The organism is Pseudomonas sp. SWRI154, from assembly GCF_014268645.1.
In the GTDB taxonomy this organism is placed as follows: Bacteria; Pseudomonadota; Gammaproteobacteria; order Pseudomonadales; family Pseudomonadaceae; genus Aquipseudomonas; species Aquipseudomonas marvdashtae.
Genome location: NZ_JABWQW010000022.1, coordinates 49,816 through 68,687, shown reverse-complemented (window position 1 = coordinate 68,687; position 18,872 = coordinate 49,816). Strand labels below are relative to the sequence as shown.

Sequence of the window (18,872 nt, the reverse complement as noted above, 5' to 3'; positions counted from 1 at the left end):
AACGACCGTTGGGCTTCGCTCACATTTCTTGCAACAGATCAGTCCAGGGCCTTCCAGATGTCGGTGGCGTATTCGCGAATGGTCCGGTCGGAGGAGAACCAGCCCATGCGCGCGGTGTTGAGCACCGCCGAACGCCACCACTGCTTGGAGTCGTGCCAACGCTCCTCGACCTTGACCTGGGCGTTCCAATACGCGTCGAAATCGGCGCAGACCAGGAAGCGGTCGTAATCCACCAGCGAGTCCACCAACCCGGTGTAGCGCATCGGATCGTCCGGCGAGAACACGCCGCCACGAATCGCCTGCAGCACGTCGTTGAGCCTGTGGGACGCAGCGATGTCCGGCGCGGCGCTGAACTCACCGTTGCGCTTGCGCGCTTCCACCTGCTCGGCGGTCAGGCCGAAGATGAACATGTGCTCGCCACCGACCCGCTCGTGCATTTCCACGTTGGCGCCGTCCATCGTGCCGATGGTCAACGCGCCGTTGAGGCCGAATTTCATGTTGCTGGTACCCGACGCCTCGAAACCGGCGGTGGAAATCTGCTCCGACAGGTCCGCCGCCGGGATGATGCTTTCGGCCAGGCTGACGTTGTAGTTGGGCAGGAACACCACTTTGAGCAAGCCACGCACGGTCGGGTCGTTGTTGACCACGCGGGCGATGTCGTTGGTCAGCTTGATGATCAACTTGGCCTGGTGATAACTGGCGGCGGCCTTGCCGGCGAAAATCTTCACCCGTGGCACCCAATCCACTTCCGGCTCGGCGCGGATTGCCTGGTACAGCGCCACGGTGTGCATCAGGTTGAGCAATTGGCGCTTGTATTCGTGGATCCGCTTGACCTGCACGTCGAACATCGCCGCCGGGTTGACGGCGATACCCAGCCGCTCGTGGATCAGGTAGGCCAAGGCTTTTTTGCTGTGCAAGCGCTGTTCGGCGAACTGCTTGCGGAACGCCGGCTTGTCGGCGAACGGCTCCAGCTCGATCAGGCGCTCCTCGGGGTTGTCGAGCACGCTCGGGCCGAGGGCGTCGACCATCATCGAGGTCAATTCGGCGTTGGCCTGGAACAGCCAGCGGCGGAAGGTAATGCCGTTGGTCTTGTTGTTGATCCGCTCCGGGTAAAGCTTGTGCATCTCGGAGAACACGGTGCTGCGCATCAGTTGTGTATGCAGCCCGGACACGCCGTTGACGCTGTGGGAACCGAGGAACGCCAGGTTGCCCATGCGCACCCGGCGGCCGTTGTCTTCCTCGATCAACGACACCGAGCGCAGCACGTCGAAATCATGCACGCCCTTGGCCCGCAGCGAGTCGATGTGTTGGGCGTTGATCAGGTAGATGATCTGCATGTGCCGCGGCAGCATGCGCTCCATCAGACCCACGGGCCAGGTTTCCAGCGCTTCGGGCAGCAGTGTGTGGTTGGTGTAGGACAGCGTGTCCTGAGTGACCTGCCAGGCCGCATCCCAGGCCACGTCGTAGACGTCCACCAATTGGCGCATCAGCTCGGCCACGGCAATCGACGGGTGCGTGTCGTTGAGCTGGATGGCGGCATGATCGCCCAGGGTCAGCACCGAGGTGTGCATGTTGCGATGGCGGCGCAGCAAGTCCTGCAACGAGGCGGCGACGAAGAAATATTCCTGGCGCAGGCGCAGCTCCTGGCCAGCCTCGGTGCTGTCAGCGGGATAAAGCACGCGGGAAATACTTTCGGCCCGGGCCACTTCGGCCACCGCGCCGAGGTGGTCGCCGGCGTTGAAGCGCTCCAGGTGCAGGTCTTCCACGGCCCGGGCACGCCACAGGCGCAGGGTATTGACGCTGGCACCGCGCCAGCCCACCACGGGCGTGTCATAGGCAATGGCCCGCACGGTTTCAGCCGGCGACCATACTTGGCGGGTCTTGCCGTTCTCGTCGGTAACAGTCTCGACGCTGCCGCCGAAGCCAATCGGATAGACGACTTCCGGACGTTCGAACTCCCATGGGTTGCCAAAATCCAGCCAGTGCTCGGTCTGCTCCTGCTGCCAGCCATCGACAATCGCCTGGCGGAACAGGCCGTGCTCATAACGAATGCCATAGCCATGACCAGCGATGCCCAAGGTCGACATGCTTTCCATGAAGCACGCCGCCAAGCGGCCGAGGCCACCATTGCCCAGGGCCGCGTCGGGCTCCAGCAGGCGGATGCGCTCCAAGTCCACGCCCAGCTCGGTCAACGCCTCACGGGCGGTGTCCAGCAGGCCGAGGTTGCTCAGGCTGTCATAGAGCAAGCGGCCAATGAGGAATTCCAGGGACAGGTAATAGACCCGCTTCTGGCCCTTGCGGTAGATCTGCCGCGTGTGGTCCATCCAGTGTTCGACCATGTGGTCGCGGGCGGCAAGGGCTATGGCTTCGAACCAATCGTGATCAAACGCATGATCGGGATCCTTGCCGACGGCATAAGTGAGTTTGGTCAACACGGCGTCGCGAAAGGCGGCAACCTCCGCTTCGCGAACAAGTGGTTCTTGAGTCATTGATAAGACCTCGAACGAGCATGGAATTGTCTGAGCCTAGACGGTCTGACAGACGGTACAGGCTCTTGGTTCGGTGGATTTCCCCGAGCGTCGGAGAATCGCCGCCATGAAATTGCCGGATGGTCGAATGAATGCAGGGGCCGTGCCGGTCCAGGCGGGTTTTACCGGAACGTAAAAAAAACCGGCGGATGGTCGTTCAAAATTTCACCAGTCCCGGTATGATCGCGCGCCCTGATGCATGCTGGTAAACCTTGATGATGAAGCCCAACCTGATCGCCGCCGCGGAGATCGACCGACTCGATACCTGGGCCAAGTACTCCGCCCCGATGTGCGGCTCCTGCGTGTCGAGCTGCTGCACGCTGCCGGTAGAGGTCAAGATCAAGGACCTGATCCGCATCGGCATCGTCGATGAATTCGAGCTGGGCGACCCGCCGAAAAACATCGCCAAGCGCCTGCAAAAGGAAGGGATCGTCGAGCGCTACAACCAGAAGTCGGAAATCTTCACGCTCCAGCGCATGAGCAACAACGATTGCCTGTATCTGGACCGCAAAAGCCGGTTGTGCACCATTTACGAGAAGCGCCCGGACACCTGCCGCAATCACCCGCGGGTCGGACCACGGCCGGGTTACTGCGCCTACAAGCCCAAGGAAGTGGAACGCGAGCGCAATCCACGGACGCTGGACAAATTTTGATCGGACGCTAGCTTTGCTGGCATCCACTCGCGATTGCCGCTTTGCTACGCCGTTAACCCAGACATAAAAAAACGCCCCCAGTCTCGCGACCGGGGGCGTTTTTTTCAGCCGTCAACTAAGTCGAAACTCAGTTACCGCTTTTCTTGGCAGCGCGGGTACGCTCGCTTTCGCCAAGGATTTTCTTACGCAGGCGAATCGACTTCGGCGTCACTTCACACAGTTCGTCTTCTTGTACGAACTCCAGAGCTTGCTCCAGGGTGAACTTGACCGGCGGAACCAGTGCGATGGTTTCGTCTTTGCCCGAAGCACGCATGTTGTCGAGCTTCTTGCCCTTGGTCGGGTTCACGCCCAGGTCGTTGTCGCGGCTGTTCAGGCCGACGATTTGACCTTCGTAGATATCCTGGCCGTGCTCGACGAACAGCTTGCCGCGAGCTTGCAGGGTTTCCAACGAATAGGTCAGTGCCTTGCCGGTCGCAACCGATACCAGCACGCCGTTCTGACGGCCGGACATGTCGCCGGACTTCATCACGTCGTAACGATCGAAGATCGAAGTCAGGATGCCGCCGCCGGAGGTCAGGGTCAGGAACTCGTTACGGAAACCGATCAGGCCACGGGCCGGAATGTTGTACTCAAGGCGCACACGGCCCTTGCCATCCGGAACCATGTTGGTCAGGTCGCCTTTACGCAGGCCCATTTGCTCCATGATCGCGCCCTGGGATTCTTCCGGCAGGTCGATGGTCACGTTTTCGTACGGTTCGTGCTTGACGCCATCAACCATGCGGATGATCACTTCAGGACGACCTACACCCATTTCGAAGCCTTCGCGACGCATGGTTTCGATCAGTACCGAGAGGTGCAGCTCACCACGGCCAGATACTTTGAACTTGTCGGCCGAGTCGCCTTCTTCAACGCGCAGGGCAACGTTGTAGAGCAACTCCTTGTCCAGGCGTTCCTTGATGTTACGGCTGGTCACGAACTTGCCTTCTTTACCGCAGAATGGCGAGTCGTTGACCTGGAAGGTCATGGAAACGGTAGGCTCGTCAACGGTCAACGGCTTCATCGCTTCGACGTTCAGTGGGTCGCACAGGGTGTCGGAGATGAACAGTTGCTCGAAGCCGCTGATGCAGACGATGTCGCCGGCCGCTGCTTCTTCAACGTCAATGCGGTGCAGGCCGTGGTGACCCATCAGCTTGAGGATACGACCGTTACGCTTCTTGCCGTCGGCGTCGATGGCAACCACCGGGGTGTTCGGCTTGATGCGGCCACGGGCGATACGGCCAACACCGATAACACCCAGGAAGCTGTTGTAGTCCAGTGCCGAGATCTGCATCTGGAACGGACCGTCACGGTCGACTTTCGGCGCAGGTACGTTGTCGACGATCGACTGGTACAGCGGGGTCATGTCTTCAGCCATGTCGGTGTGGTCCAGACCGGCAATACCGTTCAGGGCCGAGGCGTAGACGACTTTGAAGTCCAGCTGTTCTTCGGTGGCACCGAGGTTGTCGAACAGGTCGAAGATCTGATCCAGAACCCAATCCGGACGCGCGCCTGGACGGTCAACCTTGTTGATGACCACGATCGGACGCAGGCCGGCTTCGAAAGCCTTCTTGGTTACGAAACGGGTTTGCGGCATAGGGCCGTCCTGGGCGTCGACCAGCAGCAGCACGGAGTCGACCATCGACATCACGCGCTCTACTTCACCGCCGAAGTCGGCGTGGCCCGGGGTGTCCACGATGTTGATGTGGTAGCCGTTCCAGTTGATGGCGGTGTTTTTTGCCAGGATGGTAATACCACGCTCTTTTTCCTGGTCGTTGGAGTCCATCACGCGCTCGTCGTTGAGCTCGTTGCGCTCCAGGGTGCCGGATTGACGCAAGAGTTTGTCTACCAGGGTGGTCTTACCATGGTCAACGTGAGCAATGATGGCGATGTTGCGTAGATTTTCGATCACTTGTGTATCTCGATCAGAGGATTCGGTGTGCTGACAGGTCGTGGCAGCGATTTACAGTAGAGTCCGACAATTACAGCGTGTCGGCGGCGTCGGGGGGCCGGTGACGCAGGCCACAGGCAAACAGCCCCGGGCACTTAGCTCGGTCGATAAACGCGCACATTGGCATGCCCCTCACTGAGCAAATGGTGGGCATGCAGGCGACTCATCACGCCTTTGTCGCAATACAGCAGGTACTGGCGAGTAGAGTCCAGTTCCTTGAAACGCGCGTTCACTGCATAGAACGGCATCGTTTGTACCTCGATGCCGGCGACATCCAGCGGGTCGTCCTCAGCGTCATCCGGATGACGGATGTCGATGATGATCTGACCGGCCAACGCTTCGCCGACTTCCTCAATCTGTATGTCCTGGCCCAATTCATCGATGACCCGATCAATTGGCACCAGCCTGGCGTTCTCGATTGCACGCTCGAGGACCGCCATGTCGAAAGCCTTCTCTTCGTGCTCCACGCGTCCGCGCTTGGCCGCCGTCTTCGGATTGACCGAGATGACCCCGCAATACTCGGGCATGTGCCGGGCAAAATCGGCGGTGCCGATTTCATTGGCCTGGTCAATGATGTCCTGCTTGTGGCTGGCAATCAGTGGGCGCAGCACGAGTTTTTCAGTGACGCAGTCAATAACCGACAGGTTCGGCAACGTCTGGCTCGACACCTGGGAAATCGCCTCGCCAGTCACCAGCGCATCGATCTGCAGGCGGTCGGCGATGTTCGACGCGGCCCGCAACATCATACGCTTCAAAATGACGCCCATATGACTGTTATCGACTTTGCCGAGAATCTCCCCGAGGACTTCCTCGAACGGCACGCTCACAAATAACACGCGTTGGGAGCTGCCGTACTTCTTCCAGATGAAGTGCGCCACTTCCATCACGCCCAGTTCATGGGCACGCCCGCCGAGGTTGAAGAAGCAGAAATGGCTCATCAGCCCGCGACGCATGATCTGGTAGGCGGCCACCGTGGAGTCGAAGCCACCGGACATCAGTACCAGCGTCTGCTCCAGCGACCCCAGCGGATAGCCGCCGATGCTGTCGTGCTGGCTGTGGATCACGAACAGCCGTTGGTCGCGGATTTCAATGCGTACTTCAATCTGCGGGTCTTTCAGCGATATACCGGCGGCACCGCACTGCCGGCGCAACTGGCTGCCGACATAACGTTCCACATCCATCGAGCTGAACGGGTGCTTGCCGGCACGCTTGCAGCGCACCGAAAAGATCTTCCCGGCCAGCGCGTCACCATAATGAAGCATGCACTTGGCCAGGATGTCGTCGAAATCCCCCAGCGGGTATTCGTCGACTTGCAGGAAATGCGCAATGCCCGGCATGCAGCTCAGGCGCTCGGTCATTTCCTTCAGGAGCTTGGGATCGCTGACGCGGGTTTCCAGTTCGAGATTGTCCCACACACCGTTCACCACCACGGCCGGGTCCAGGTCTCGGAGCACGGCGCGGATGTTCTTGGCCAACTGGCGGATGAAACGCATCCGTACCGGGCGGCTCTTGATGGTGATCTCGGGAAAGACTTTTACGATTAGTTTCATGAAAACAGCGCGCGATCGGCCAGCCGAAAAAGGGGGGCGCGGATTATAGCGGAAATTGCTCAAGGTTTGACCAGTTAATGTGCGAGCGGTTTTGCATGCACCAAAACAGTTCATTTATGACGAAAGGCGCCACATTGCAGTGCGTAATTGTTAGACAATCCATATTCTCGGCGTTTAAAAGCGTGTATTTGGTGCAAAAAACCCATGCTGGGGCACTGGCATGCAAATTGCTCCCTTGTGAGGCAGGTTGCCTTGGCAGAGTATTCGCGCCGGCATCACCCATATCTAAGGGCACACCATTACCGCCCGAAGCCACCCGGAGGACATATGTCGAAGTCGGTTCAACTCATCAAAGATCATGACGTCAAGTGGATTGATCTGCGCTTCACTGACACCAAGGGCACTCAACATCACGTGACCATGCCGGCCCGTGATGCGCTGGACGACGAATTCTTCGAAATCGGCAAGATGTTCGACGGTTCCTCCATCTCCGGCTGGAAAGGCATCGAAGCCTCCGACATGATCCTGATGCCGGATGACAGCACTGCCGTGCTGGATCCGTTCACCGAAGAGCCGACCCTGATCCTGGTTTGCGACATCATCGAACCTTCGACCATGCAAGGCTATGACCGCGACCCTCGCGCCATCGCCCACCGCGCCGAGGAATACCTGAAGTCCACCGGCATCGGCGACACTGCATTCTTCGGTCCTGAGCCTGAGTTCTTCATCTTCGACTCGGTCAAATTCAAGTCCGACATCTCCGGCTCCATGTTCAAGATCTTCTCCGAACAAGGTTCGTGGATGTCCGACCAGGACGTGGAAGGCGGCAACAAAGGCCACCGTCCAGGCATCAAGGGCGGCTACTTCCCGGTTCCACCGTTCGATTTCGACCACGAAATCCGTACCTCCATGTGCAACGCACTGGAAGAAATGGGCCAGACCGTCGAAGTTCACCACCACGAAGTGGCGACTGCCGGCCAGAACGAAATCGGCGTGAAATTCAACACGCTGGTGAAGAAGGCTGACGAAGTCCAGACCCTGAAGTACTGCGTGCACAACGTTGCCGACGCCTACGGCCGCACCGCGACCTTCATGCCGAAGCCGCTGTATGGCGACAACGGTTCGGGCATGCACGTCCACATGTCGATTTCCAAAGACGGCAAGAACACCTTCGCCGGCGAAGGTTATGCCGGTCTGTCGGACACCGCCCTGTACTTCATCGGCGGTATCATCAAGCACGGTAAGGCCCTGAACGGCTTCACCAACCCGTCGACCAACTCCTACAAGCGTCTGGTACCAGGCTTCGAAGCCCCGGTGATGCTGGCCTACTCGGCTCGCAACCGCTCCGCCTCGATCCGTATTCCTTACGTCAACAGCCCTAAGGCTCGTCGTATCGAAGCGCGCTTCCCGGATCCGGCTGCCAACCCTTACCTGGCCTTCGCTGCATTGATGATGGCCGGCCTGGACGGTATCCAGAACAAGATCCATCCTGGCGATGCCGCGGACAAGAACCTGTATGACCTGCCGCCTGAAGAGGCCAAGGAAATCCCACAGGTTTGTGGCAGCCTGAAAGAAGCCCTGGAAGAGCTGGACAAGGGCCGCGCGTTCCTGACCAAGGGCGGCGTGTTCTCCGACGACTTCATCGATGCCTACATCGCACTGAAGAGCGAAGAAGAAATCAAGGTTCGCACCTTTGTACACCCACTGGAATATGAGCTGTACTACAGCTGCTGATCCAGTAAGCGCCGCCCCGCACGGCGTGAAATAAAAAGAGGCCTCCTTTTCGGGAGGCCTTTTTTATGGGCGCAGGTTAAGCGCATGATGCCTCGTCGCTCCCCCATAGAAGACGAGACTGCCCATGACTTTGCGCTTCAAGCTCTGCCTCGCCCTATCTGCCGCGTTGCTGGCCTCTACCGCCCAAGCCACCTCAACCCCCGCCCCTGAGGCCCTTACGCCACTGCTAAACGCCATCGGCGAACGCCTGGCGCTTGCAGACCAAGTGGCGCTGAGCAAATGGGACAGCCATAAACCCGTGGAAGACCGTCAGCGCGAGCGTGAAGTCATCGCAGCTGCCGTCGCCCAGGCACCGGCCTACAAACTGACTGGCGAAACCGTGGAAGCGTTTTTCGCTGCCCAGATTGAAGCCAACAAACTGGTGCAATACATCAACCTGTCCGACTGGGCCCTGGATGGCAAAGCTCCGGACCTCCCGCGTCCGGACCTGGTGGGACAGATTCGTCCACAACTCGACCGACTGCAAAAACGCCTGTTGCAACAACTGGCCGACTTCGCCCCCTATCGCACCGATCCGCAATGCCCACAATGGCTGGCCCGCGCCACCCACCACAACAAGCAACACCCGATACACCGACTTGCGTTGATCCGGGCGACGGCAGAGCTGTGCGTCTTCACGAAAGCTTAACGCACGCACCTACCGACAGAGTTGGGGGTAGCGACTTGGGCCAACCGCCTCCCCTGACCTATGCTGCAATCATCACTCTTGTTTTCGGTCGGTTTTTCATGGGTCGTGTTTTTCCAATCATCCTGTTGCTGTTGGCACTGCCCGCCGCCGCGCAGATCTACAAATACACCGACGCGCACGGCAACACCGCCTACAGCAACCAGCCGCCCGATGGCGTGCCGGCGCAGGCTGTGGACTTGCCGCCACTCAACAGCATCGAAACCCAAGCCCCGGCCAACCCCGAAGTACCCACGACGCCAGAAAGCACCAACGCCCCGCGCAATGCCTACGACCTGCTGGAATTGACCGACATTCCCACCGAAGAAGCCTTGCGCGCCAATAACGGCACCTTTACCGTTGGCGTCCGGGCCCAACCGCGTCTGCGAAGCCCTCATTTGTTCAGATTGCTGCTGGACGGCCAGCCCTATGGGCAACCCACCAATGTGCCGCGCCTGCAACTGGTGAATATCGACCGTGGCGAACACAGTCTTGCGGTGCAGGTCATCGATGGGGAAACGCTGGTGCAACAGAGCGAAACCGTCATCTTCACCGTGCAGCGGGTCCACGTACCATGATCCGCTGGCCGCTTGCCGTTGGCCTGCTCCTGAGCGCGATGCCGAGCCTGGCGCAGGTCTATACCTACATCGACGCCCAGGGCAACCGCGTCTTCACCGACCAGCCACGCCCCGGCAACGCGAAGAAAGTGCAACTGCCGCCCGGGAACCGGATGCAACCCCCTCCGGGCGGCACAACCCCGGCAACGACGTCTGAAGCTCCGCACCCCGAACCTTTGTTCCGTTACGAGATGCTACGTTTGTTGATTCCAGAACCGGACGCGACGATACGCAGCACATCAGGCGAAATGATCGTTACCGCCACCAGCGAGCCCGGGCTGCAAAAAGGCCATCGCTACCGTCTGCTGCTGGACGGAAAGCCCACCAGCGCACCAGGGCCCAGCCCAGTGTTTGCATTGAAAAACATCGATCGCGGCACCCACCACCTGGCCGTGGAAATCCTGGACGAACAAGATCGCATCGTCGAACGCACGGCCAACCAGCCCTTCCACATGCAGCGCATGTCCCTGGCGCAAAAGCGCCGCGTCAAACCCTGCGCCACGGCCGACTATGGGCAGCGCCCCGAATGCCCTCTGGCCGACAAGCCCGAGGAAGAAAAGAGCAGCATCCTGCCCTTCTTCTAAAGCCATCCGGGAAGGCGCACCATACTGGTGCGCAGCTACGCACCCTACCCAGATTCCAACCCATTTTGGTTCGAAACTACCCGTAAAAGCTGGCAGAACGCCACGCGAACGGGCAATAAAAAGCGATTTAAGGCTTTAAACGCTTCTTTTCGGAGCCTTGGTTTGGTTTTTGCATTTTCCTGGTATCAGCGCATTAATCGCGCGCGCAATTTGAGGGCTTGACCCCGATTGCTACGCTTTAAAAGAGGTCCTGATGACCATTAGCGACGCACTACACCGCTTGCTGCTCGACAACCTCACCACCGCGACCATCCTGCTCGACGCCGAATTGCGTCTGGAGTATATGAACCCGGCGGCAGAAATGCTCTTGGCCGTCAGCGGCCAGCGCAGTCACGGGCAATTCATCAGCGAACTGTTCACCGAGTCCGCCGAGGCGCTCAACTCCCTGCGCCAGGCCGTTGAACAGGCCCATCCGTTCACCAAGCGCGAAGCGATGCTCACCGCGCTCGCCGGCCAGACCCTTACCGTTGATTACGCAGTTACGCCAATCCTGAACAACGGCACCACGCTGCTGTTGTTGGAGGTTCATCCTCGCGATCGCCTGCTGCGTATCACCAAGGAAGAAGCCCAATTATCCAAGCAGGAAACCAGCAAGATGCTGGTGCGCGGCCTGGCCCATGAAATCAAGAATCCCCTTGGCGGCATCCGCGGCGCGGCGCAATTGCTCGCCCGGGAACTGCCGGAAGAAAGTCTCAAGGACTACACCAACGTCATCATCGAGGAAGCCGACCGCCTGCGAAACCTGGTGGACCGCATGCTCGGCTCCAACAAACTGCCGTCCCTGGCGCTGTGCAACGTCCATGAAGTGCTGGAGCGGGTCAGCAGCCTGGTGGAAGCAGAGAGCCAAGGCTGCATCACTTTGGTGCGTGACTATGACCCGAGCATTCCCGACGTCCTGATCGACCGCGAGCAGATGATCCAGGCGGTGCTGAACATCGTGCGCAACGCCATGCAAGCCATCAGCAGCCAGAACGAGCTTCGCCTGGGTCGCATCAGCCTGCGTACCCGCGCCATGCGCCAGTTCACCATCGGCCATGTACGCCATCGCCTGGTGACCAAGATCGAAATCATCGACAACGGGCCGGGCATCCCTTCGGAATTGCAGGAAACCATTTTCTTTCCCATGGTCAGCGGCCGTCCGGACGGTACCGGGCTGGGCCTGTCCATCACCCAGAACATCATCAGTCAGCACCAGGGCTTGATCGAATGTGAAAGCCACCCCGGCCACACCACTTTCTCGATCTTCCTGCCACTGGAACAAGGAGCCACATCGACATGAGCCGTAGTGAAACCGTGTGGATCGTCGATGACGACCGTTCTATCCGCTGGGTCCTGGAAAAAGCGTTGCAGCAGGAAGGCATGACCACCCAGAGCTTCGACAGCGCCGACGGAGTGATGAGCCGCCTGGCCCGTCAGCAGCCGGACGTCATCATTTCCGACATTCGCATGCCCGGCGCCAGTGGCCTGGATTTGCTGGCGCGGATTCGCGAGCAGCACCCGCGGTTGCCGGTGATCATCATGACCGCTCATTCCGACCTGGACAGCGCCGTGGCGTCCTACCAGGGCGGCGCGTTCGAATACCTGCCCAAGCCGTTCGATGTCGACGAAGCCGTATCGCTGGTCAAGCGCGCCAACCAGCACGCCCAGGAACAACAAGGCCTGGAAGAAGTGCCCGCCCTGGCCCGCACGCCGGAAATCATCGGCGAAGCGCCGGCGATGCAGGAAGTGTTTCGCGCCATCGGCCGACTGAGCCATTCCAACATCACCGTGCTGATCAACGGCGAATCGGGCACCGGTAAAGAGTTGGTTGCCCATGCCCTGCATCGCCACAGCCCACGGGCGGCGTCGCCATTCATTGCGCTGAACATGGCGGCGATTCCCAAGGACTTGATGGAATCGGAGTTGTTCGGCCATGAAAAAGGCGCCTTCACCGGCGCGGCCAACCTGCGCCGTGGACGCTTCGAACAAGCCGATGGCGGTACGCTGTTCCTCGATGAAATCGGCGACATGCCGGCCGATACCCAGACTCGCTTGCTCCGTGTCCTGGCCGACGGCGAGTTCTACCGAGTCGGCGGACATACGCCGGTCAAGGTCGACGTTCGCATCATCGCCGCCACCCATCAGAACTTGGAAACATTGGTTCACGCCGGCAAGTTCCGCGAAGACCTGTTCCATCGCCTGAACGTGATCCGCATCCACATCCCACGCCTGGCGGACCGGCGTGAAGACATCCCGACCCTGGCACGCCACTTCCTCGGCCGTGCAGCTCAGGAACTTGCGGTAGAGCCGAAGCTGCTCAAGAGTGAAACCGAGGAATACCTCAAGAACTTGCCGTGGCCGGGCAACGTGCGCCAACTGGAGAACACCTGCCGCTGGATCACCGTGATGGCGTCGGGTCGCGAAGTGCATATCAGCGACCTGCCACCGGAACTGTTGAGCCTGCCACAAGATTCGGCACCGGTGACCAACTGGGAACAGGCCCTGCGCCAATGGGCCGACCAGGCCTTGGCGCGTGGCCAATCGAGCCTGCTCGACAGCGCCGTCCCGGCCTTCGAGCGCATCATGATCGAAACCGCCCTCAAGCACACCGCCGGCCGCCGTCGCGACGCCGCCGTACTGCTGGGCTGGGGCCGCAACACCTTGACCCGCAAGATCAAGGAATTGGGCATGAAGGTCGACGGTGGCGATGATGATGAAGGGGATGAGGGCTGACAGTCCTTGGCTTTGCGCCAGCCCCCACACCCGGGGGCGATGCACCGCATCAATGCACCATGAACTGCAATTGCGCATGTAATGCGAGCGCTGAACCCAGCGCTCCGTCTCGGAAAACCAAACCCGCACAACGCAAAAGCCCCGGTTTACGGGGCTTTTCGCTTCATGGCCATCTTTTTGTGACAAATCATTCGAAACTGGCACGCCCTCTGCAATAACCCAGTCACTACCCAGTTTTGGGGACCTTGGTACAGGCAGGCCGGGGATTCCCCTCTTTTATACCGGGCTCATCGAGCCCACTGTTTTGGGGGCCTTGATACAGGCAGGTCAAGGTTTCCCTTCTTTTACACCAGGGCTGGACCTTCGCGGCGAGCCCTCCCGTTTTGGGGACCTTGGTACAGGCAGGCCGGGGATTCCCTCTTTTATTGCTCCTGGAGACGGACCTCCAGCCGCCAGCGGTCATCGACTTCGCTGCCGGCCCACTCTCCCCGCAACGGACGCGCCGCCACCAGCGTCAGCAACAAGCCCTTGTCACTCAAGCGAACCCGCCAGTTCACATCCCTGTCGTTGAGTTTGAGCTGGCCCTTCTGCGCCTTCCCCTTTGCCTGGAACAACAACGCGACCGAGCCGTCGATGATTTCCCCGTGCAGCTTGGGCTCATTGTTAAACCACGCCACCAGCGCCCCGTCGAGGACTTCGACCTGCTGCAGCTCGCTCGGCTCCGGCGTGGTGATGCGACCGATCATCAGCCCGACCATCATCCCGAAAAGCGCCAAGGAGCCCATCACCCGAGGCATTAGCTTCGAACGTCGATCGGTTTGCGGCGTAGAATGCCGCTCATCTTTATCTGCGGAGCCGTGCATGTTTCACGTCATCCTTTTTCAACCGGAAATACCACCCAATACCGGCAATGTCATCAGGCTGTGCGCCAACAGTGGCTGCCACCTGCATTTGATTGAACCGCTGGGTTTCGAGATGGACGACAAGCGCCTGCGCCGCGCCGGCCTCGACTACCACGAGTATGCCACCTTGCAGCGACACGCCGACTTGGCGAGTTGTCTTGAAAGCCTGGGGCAACCGCGTCTATTTGCCTTCACCACTAAAGGCTCTCGGCCGTTTCATGACGCCAGCTTCGTCGCCGGTGATGCATTCCTGTTCGGACCGGAAAGCCGTGGCTTGCCGGCAGAGGTGCTGGACGCACTACCGGCGGAGCAACGCTTGCGCTTGCCGATGCGCGAAGGCTGTCGGAGCCTGAACCTGTCCAACACCGTGGCGGTGGCGGTCTACGAGGCCTGGCGGCAGAACGGCTTCAGATAACCCGATTCGAATCAACCTAAGAAAAAAGCGCCTATCAAGGCGCTTTTCAAGGTTTCATCGACCGCTTACTGAACGGTCGCTTCACCTGCTTCCTGCATGCGCTGCAGCTCTTGGGCGTACAGGGCATCGAAGTTCACCGGGGCCAGCATCAGGGCCGGGAACGAACCACGAGTCACCAGGCTGTCCAGGGTTTCCCGGGCGTAGGGGAACAGGATGTTCGGGCAAAACGCGCCCAGGGTGTGGCTCATCGAAGCGGCATCCAGATTCTTGATCAGGAAGATGCCGGCCTGCTGAACCTCGGCGATGAACGCCACTTCGTCACCGTTCTTCACGGTCACCGACAGGGTCAACACCACTTCGTGGAAGTCTTCTTCCAAGGCCTTCTGGCGGGTGTTCAGGTCCAAGGCCACGCTCGGCTCCCATTGCTGGCGAAAGATCGCCGGGCTTTTCGGGGCTTCGAAGGACAGGTCGCGAACATAAATGCGCTGCAAGGAGAATTGCGGTGCGGCTTCTTCTTCGCTGGCAGCTGTGTTCTGTTGGTCAGTCATCGCAGATCCTTCTTACTTTCAGGTTCTATTAATAGGAATTCAGGCCTTGAGCAGCGCGTCGAGCTTGCCGGCGCGCTCCAGGGCGAACAGATCATCGCAACCGCCCACGTGGGTGTCGCCGATCCAGATTTGCGGCACGGAGGTACGCCCGGCCTTCTTGGTCATTTCGGCGCGCAGTTGCGGCTTGCCGTCGACCTTGATCTCTTCGAACTCTACGCCTTTGTTCTTGAGCAGCATCTTGGCTCTGGAGCAATAGGGGCAGTAATCGCTGGAATAGACAACAACGTGGGGCATCTCACTTCACCAGGGGCAGATTGTCGGCTTTCCAGCTCGCAACGCCACCGGACAGCTTGGCGGCGGTGAAGCCGGACTTCATCAGTTCGCGGGCGAGAGTGCCGGCCTGTTGGCCTTGGGAATCGACCAGGATCAGTGTCTTGGCCTTGTGCTTTTCCAGTTCGCCCACGCGTGCGATCAGTTTGTCCTGGGGAATGTTCAGCGCGCCGACAATGTGACCGGCGGCGAAATCCTTGCTCGGGCGGATATCGACCACCACGCCGGCATCCTTGTTGACCAGCGCGGTCAGCTCGCCCGTGCTCAGGCTGCGTCCGCCGCCCTGCATCGTATGGGCAACCAGCAACGCCAGCAGTACGACGAAGATACCGACGAGAATGTAGTGGTTAGTGGCAAATTCAATCAGGTGAGCAACCATCGAAGGAGGTTCCAGGGCGTTAAAATGTCGGCCAGTATACACAGCACGCAAGGCCGGCCAAACCCCGCCCGGCGGTGACGGCACCGGAACTTACCTTTAAACTGCCCGTCCCTTTTCCATCGTCTTCTTTTAATCAGCCACGAGTGGATTCCATGACTACCACGCCTAAACCTTTGGTCCTGATGATTCTGGACGGCTTCGGTCACAGTGACAGCCACGAATCCAACGCCGTGTACGCGGCGAAGAAGCCTGTCCTGGACCGTTTGTGGGCCAGCGTGCCAAACGGCTTGATCTCCGGCAGCGGCATGGACGTCGGCCTGCCAGACGGGCAGATGGGCAACTCCGAGGTCGGCCACATGAACCTCGGCGCGGGTCGCGTGGTGTATCAGGATTTCACCCGCGTGACCAAATCGATCCGCGACGGCGAGTTCTTCGAAAACCCGACCATCTGCGCAGCAGTGGACAAAGCCGTGGTCGCCGGCAAGGCCGTGCACTTCATGGGCCTGCTCTCGGACGGTGGCGTGCACAGCCACCAGGATCACCTGATCGCCATGGCCGAGCTCGCCGCCAAACGCGGCGCCACGCATATTTATCTGCACGCCTTTCTCGACGGCCGCGACACGCCGCCCAAGAGCGCCGAGTCGTCGATCAAGCTGCTGGACGACACGTTCAAGGCACTGGGCAAGGGCCGGATCGCCAGCCTGATCGGCCGCTACTTTGCCATGGACCGCGATAACCGCTGGGACCGCGTCGCCCAGGCCTACAACCTGATCGTCGACGGCAGCTCCGAATTCAATGCCGCCTCCGCCCAGGAAGGCCTGCAAGCTGCCTACGAGCGCGGCGAAAGCGATGAATTCGTCAAGGCCACCACCATCGGCGAGCCGGTGAAGGTTGAAGACGGCGACGCCGTGGTGTTCATGAATTTTCGCGCCGACCGCGCCCGCGAGCTGACCCGCGTCTTTGTCGAAGACGGCTTCAAGGAGTTCGAGCGCGCCCGCCAGCCAAAACTGGCCGGCTTCGTGATGCTGACCCAATACGCCGCCAGCATCCCTGCGCCATCGGCCTTCGCCGCCGGCAGCCTGGAAAACGTGTTGGGCGACTACTTGGCGAAAAACGGCAAGACCCAGCTGCGCATCGCCGAAACCGAAAAGTACGCCCACGTGACGTTCTTTTTCTCCGGTGGTCGTGAAGAACCCTTCCCGGGCGAAGAGCGCATCCTGATCCCATCGCCGAAAGTCGCCACCTACGACCTGCAACCGGAAATGAGCGCGCCGGAAGTAACAGACCGCATCGTCGACGCCATCGAAAACCAGCGCTATGACGTGATCGTGGTGAACTACGCCAACGGCGACATGGTGGGCCACAGCGGCGTATTCGACGCGGCGGTCAAGGCCGTGGAATGCCTCGATGCCTGCGTCGGTCGCATCGTTGACGCGCTGGAAAAAGTCGGCGGCGAAGCCCTGATCACCGCCGACCACGGTAACGTCGAGCAAATGTCCGACGAGTCCACCGGTCAGGCCCACACCGCCCACACCACCGAGCCGGTGCCGTTCATCTATGTCGGCAAGCGTGACTTCAAGGTCCGCGACGGCGGCGTGCTGGCTGACGTCGCCCCAACGATGCTGATGCTGCTGGGCATGGAAAAACCGGCGGAGATGACCGGCACGTCGATCCTGGTCTGACCAACGCCCCGATGCGGGAGCAAGGTTGCTCCCGCATCGGTCCAGGTGTTTTTTCGGCCAGTTATCACACAGCCCCAAATGGGCGTTTTTTTTGCAGCGTGGGGCGGGCATACTAGGCCGTCCCTTTCCCTGGTGTCGCCCGCCTCTATGCTTCGCGTCCTGATAGCCCTTGCTCTGACCTGCCTGCTCCAACCGGCCTTCGCTGACGAGCGCGCGCAAACCCAACAACAGTTGGACGCCACGCGTCAGGACATTGCCGAGCTGAAAAAACTGCTGAACAAGCTGCAGGAAGAGAAATCCAGCGTACAGAAAGACCTGCGCGGCACCGAGACCGAGATGGGCAAGCTGGAGAAGCAGGTCGACGCCTTGCAGAAAGAGCTGAAGAAAAGCGAATCCGAGCTGCAACGGCTCGATGGAGAGAAAAAAAAACTCCAGAGCGCGCGCACTGAACAGCAAAAGCTGATCGCCATCCAGGCCCGGGCCGCCTACCAGAACGGTCGCCAGGAATATCTCAAGCTGTTGCTCAACCAGCAGAACCCCGAGAAGTTTGCCCGTACCCTCACCTATTACGACTACCTGAGCCAGGCACGCCTGGAACAACTCAAGAGCTTCAACGAAACCCTGCGCCAACTGGCCAATGTCGAAAAAGACATCGAGTTGCAGCAAGCCCAGTTATTGGTTCAGAAAAGCAGCCTCGACACCCAGCGTGAAGAACTCGAGAAGGTCCGCAAGGAGCGCCAGGTCGCCCTGGCCAAGCTCAACGACGACGTGAAGGCTCGCGACAGCAAGCTCAAGGCCCGCGAGCAGGACCAGGCCGAACTGGCCAATGTATTGAAGACCATTGAGGAAACCCTGGCCCGCCAGGCTCGGGAGGCGGAAGAAGCGCGCCAGAAAGCGCTGATCGCCCAGCAGGAAGCCGAAAAAAAGCGTTTACGTGAATCCCAGGCCGACGCTGATGCCGGCGAAGCACCGCGCAAATCGGCAAAATCCAGCCCCGGCGCACTGGTTTCCAGTGATGGCGAAACCTTCGGCGGCGCTTTTGGTTCGGCTCGAGGCAAACTTCCATGGCCAGTCAATGGTCGATTACTTGCGCGCTTCGGTGAAACCCGCGGCGACGACACTCGCACCAAATGGGACGGCGTGATGATCAGCGCCTCCGCCGGTAGCCAGGTGCACGCCGTACATGGCGGGCGCGTGGTGTTTGCCGACTGGCTGCGCGGTGCCGGCCTGCTGGTGATCCTGGATCACGGCAACGGATACCTGAGCCTTTATGGCCATAATCAGACGCTGCTCAAGTCGGCGGGGGATGTGGTCAAGGCCGGCGAGTCCATCTCCACGGTCGGCAACAGTGGCGGGCAGGACACGCCAGCACTGTATTTTGCTATTCGCCAGCAGGGTCGCCCAAGTGATCCGGCCCAATGGTGTCGTGCGCAAGGATAAGCGCGCCCATCCAACTCAGGAGTTCGT

At 60.0% G+C, this 18,872-nt stretch carries 17 protein-coding genes; 10 read left to right on the top strand and 7 right to left on the bottom strand.

The window, feature by feature from the left end; genetic code table 11:
* Nucleotides 1-38 precede the first annotated feature (38 nt).
* Nucleotides 39-2,489: a glycogen/starch/alpha-glucan phosphorylase gene (locus HU806_RS18995; protein WP_186613264.1), complete on the bottom strand. Its 2,451-nt coding sequence runs from the start codon at nt 2,487-2,489 to the stop codon at nt 39-41.
* Between the two features lie 254 nt (nt 2,490-2,743).
* On the opposite strand from HU806_RS18995, the gene HU806_RS18990 reads away from it, so the two are divergent.
* Nucleotides 2,744-3,181 (top strand): YkgJ family cysteine cluster protein, encoded by a 438-nt coding sequence (locus HU806_RS18990; protein ID WP_003196865.1) that lies wholly within the window; start codon nt 2,744-2,746, stop codon nt 3,179-3,181.
* A gap of 127 nt (nt 3,182-3,308) precedes the next feature.
* On the opposite strand, the gene typA is transcribed toward HU806_RS18990, so the two are convergent.
* Nucleotides 3,309-5,129 carry a translational GTPase TypA gene (gene typA / locus HU806_RS18985; protein ID WP_186613262.1) on the bottom strand — a complete coding sequence of 607 codons (1,821 nt, stop codon included), beginning with the start codon at nt 5,127-5,129 and terminating at the stop codon, nt 3,309-3,311.
* Nucleotides 5,130-5,263: 134 nt separating this feature from the next.
* The gene (thiI, locus tag HU806_RS18980; protein ID WP_186613260.1) at nt 5,264-6,718 is read right to left on the bottom strand and encodes a tRNA uracil 4-sulfurtransferase ThiI; all 1,455 of its coding nucleotides are present in this window, start codon (nt 6,716-6,718) and stop codon (nt 5,264-5,266) included.
* A 327-nt stretch (nt 6,719-7,045) separates the two neighbouring features.
* Here thiI and glnA point away from each other — a divergent pair, with 327 nt between their 5' ends.
* From glnA to ntrC, 6 genes are all read left to right on the top strand, one after another.
* The gene (glnA, locus tag HU806_RS18975) at nt 7,046-8,452 is read left to right on the top strand and encodes a type I glutamate--ammonia ligase (protein ID WP_030141463.1); all 1,407 of its coding nucleotides are present in this window, start codon (nt 7,046-7,048) and stop codon (nt 8,450-8,452) included.
* Between the two features lie 124 nt (nt 8,453-8,576).
* Nucleotides 8,577-9,140 carry a chorismate mutase gene (locus tag HU806_RS18970; RefSeq protein WP_186613258.1) on the top strand — a complete coding sequence of 188 codons (564 nt, stop codon included), beginning with the start codon at nt 8,577-8,579 and terminating at the stop codon, nt 9,138-9,140.
* Between the two features lie 98 nt (nt 9,141-9,238).
* Nucleotides 9,239-9,754, top strand: a complete 516-nt coding sequence (locus HU806_RS18965) for a DUF4124 domain-containing protein (protein WP_186613256.1) — start codon at nt 9,239-9,241, stop codon at nt 9,752-9,754.
* Nucleotides 9,751-10,377, top strand: coding sequence for a DUF4124 domain-containing protein (locus HU806_RS18960; RefSeq protein WP_186613254.1), 627 nt, complete (start codon nt 9,751-9,753; stop codon nt 10,375-10,377). The genes HU806_RS18965 and HU806_RS18960 overlap by 4 nt, the downstream gene beginning before the upstream one ends.
* Nucleotides 10,378-10,630: 253 nt before the next feature.
* On the top strand, nt 10,631-11,716 hold the full coding sequence (gene glnL, locus HU806_RS18955) for a nitrogen regulation protein NR(II) (RefSeq protein WP_186613252.1): 1,086 nt from the start codon (nt 10,631-10,633) through the stop codon (nt 11,714-11,716).
* Nucleotides 11,713-13,149 carry a nitrogen regulation protein NR(I) gene (ntrC, locus tag HU806_RS18950; RefSeq protein ID WP_186613250.1) on the top strand — a complete coding sequence of 479 codons (1,437 nt, stop codon included), beginning with the start codon at nt 11,713-11,715 and terminating at the stop codon, nt 13,147-13,149. The genes glnL and ntrC overlap by 4 nt, the downstream gene beginning before the upstream one ends.
* A 422-nt stretch (nt 13,150-13,571) precedes the next feature.
* Here ntrC and HU806_RS18945 read toward each other — a convergent pair whose 3' ends face one another.
* A complete protein-coding gene (locus HU806_RS18945; protein ID WP_186613248.1) occupies nt 13,572-14,012 on the bottom strand; it encodes a hypothetical protein in 441 nt (146 codons plus the stop codon).
* Here HU806_RS18945 and trmL point away from each other — a divergent pair.
* Nucleotides 14,011-14,466, top strand: a complete 456-nt coding sequence (gene trmL / locus HU806_RS18940; RefSeq protein ID WP_186613246.1) for a tRNA (uridine(34)/cytosine(34)/5-carboxymethylaminomethyluridine(34)-2'-O)-methyltransferase TrmL — start codon at nt 14,011-14,013, stop codon at nt 14,464-14,466. The two genes, HU806_RS18945 and trmL, sit on opposite strands and share 2 nt — an antisense overlap.
* 65 nt (nt 14,467-14,531) lie before the next feature.
* On the opposite strand, the gene secB is transcribed toward trmL, so the two are convergent.
* From secB to HU806_RS18925, 3 genes are read right to left on the bottom strand one after another with little or no spacing between them, the layout of a single operon-like run.
* A complete protein-coding gene (gene secB, locus HU806_RS18935; protein ID WP_186613244.1) occupies nt 14,532-15,014 on the bottom strand; it encodes a protein-export chaperone SecB in 483 nt (160 codons plus the stop codon).
* Nucleotides 15,015-15,053: 39 nt separating this feature from the next.
* A complete protein-coding gene (grxC, locus tag HU806_RS18930) occupies nt 15,054-15,308 on the bottom strand; it encodes a glutaredoxin 3 (protein WP_186613241.1) in 255 nt (84 codons plus the stop codon).
* A 1-nt stretch (nt 15,309) separates the two neighbouring features.
* Entirely contained in the window at nt 15,310-15,723 is a 414-nt protein-coding gene (locus HU806_RS18925) for a rhodanese-like domain-containing protein (RefSeq protein ID WP_186613240.1), read from the bottom strand.
* A gap of 152 nt (nt 15,724-15,875) precedes the next feature.
* On the opposite strand from HU806_RS18925, the gene gpmI reads away from it, so the two are divergent.
* Both gpmI and HU806_RS18915 read left to right on the top strand, forming a co-directional pair.
* Nucleotides 15,876-17,405, top strand: a complete 1,530-nt coding sequence (gene gpmI / locus HU806_RS18920; RefSeq protein ID WP_186613238.1) for a 2,3-bisphosphoglycerate-independent phosphoglycerate mutase — start codon at nt 15,876-15,878, stop codon at nt 17,403-17,405.
* 147 nt (nt 17,406-17,552) lie between these two features.
* A complete protein-coding gene (locus tag HU806_RS18915) occupies nt 17,553-18,845 on the top strand; it encodes a murein hydrolase activator EnvC family protein (protein ID WP_186613235.1) in 1,293 nt (430 codons plus the stop codon).
* Nucleotides 18,846-18,872 lie beyond the last annotated feature (27 nt).

What these genes read in the sequence shown, in the direction of transcription:
- HU806_RS18995 (WP_186613264.1), bottom strand. Translation starts at nt 2,489, where the DNA reads ATGACTCAAGAACCACTTGTTCGCGAAGCGGAGGTTGCCGCCTTTCGC.
- HU806_RS18990 (WP_003196865.1), top strand. Translation starts at nt 2,744, where the DNA reads ATGATGAAGCCCAACCTGATCGCCGCCGCGGAGATCGACCGACTCGAT.
- thiI (WP_186613260.1), bottom strand. Translation starts at nt 6,718, where the DNA reads ATGAAACTAATCGTAAAAGTCTTTCCCGAGATCACCATCAAGAGCCGC.
- glnA (WP_030141463.1), top strand. Translation starts at nt 7,046, where the DNA reads ATGTCGAAGTCGGTTCAACTCATCAAAGATCATGACGTCAAGTGGATT.
- HU806_RS18970 (WP_186613258.1), top strand. Translation starts at nt 8,577, where the DNA reads ATGACTTTGCGCTTCAAGCTCTGCCTCGCCCTATCTGCCGCGTTGCTG.
- HU806_RS18965 (WP_186613256.1), top strand. Translation starts at nt 9,239, where the DNA reads ATGGGTCGTGTTTTTCCAATCATCCTGTTGCTGTTGGCACTGCCCGCC.
- HU806_RS18960 (WP_186613254.1), top strand. Translation starts at nt 9,751, where the DNA reads ATGATCCGCTGGCCGCTTGCCGTTGGCCTGCTCCTGAGCGCGATGCCG.
- glnL (WP_186613252.1), top strand. Translation starts at nt 10,631, where the DNA reads ATGACCATTAGCGACGCACTACACCGCTTGCTGCTCGACAACCTCACC.
- ntrC (WP_186613250.1), top strand. Translation starts at nt 11,713, where the DNA reads ATGAGCCGTAGTGAAACCGTGTGGATCGTCGATGACGACCGTTCTATC.
- trmL (WP_186613246.1), top strand. Translation starts at nt 14,011, where the DNA reads ATGTTTCACGTCATCCTTTTTCAACCGGAAATACCACCCAATACCGGC.
- HU806_RS18945 (WP_186613248.1), bottom strand. Translation starts at nt 14,012, where the DNA reads ATGCACGGCTCCGCAGATAAAGATGAGCGGCATTCTACGCCGCAAACC.
- secB (WP_186613244.1), bottom strand. Translation starts at nt 15,014, where the DNA reads ATGACTGACCAACAGAACACAGCTGCCAGCGAAGAAGAAGCCGCACCG.
- grxC (WP_186613241.1), bottom strand. Translation starts at nt 15,308, where the DNA reads ATGCCCCACGTTGTTGTCTATTCCAGCGATTACTGCCCCTATTGCTCC.
- HU806_RS18925 (WP_186613240.1), bottom strand. Translation starts at nt 15,723, where the DNA reads ATGGTTGCTCACCTGATTGAATTTGCCACTAACCACTACATTCTCGTC.
- gpmI (WP_186613238.1), top strand. Translation starts at nt 15,876, where the DNA reads ATGACTACCACGCCTAAACCTTTGGTCCTGATGATTCTGGACGGCTTC.
- HU806_RS18915 (WP_186613235.1), top strand. Translation starts at nt 17,553, where the DNA reads ATGCTTCGCGTCCTGATAGCCCTTGCTCTGACCTGCCTGCTCCAACCG.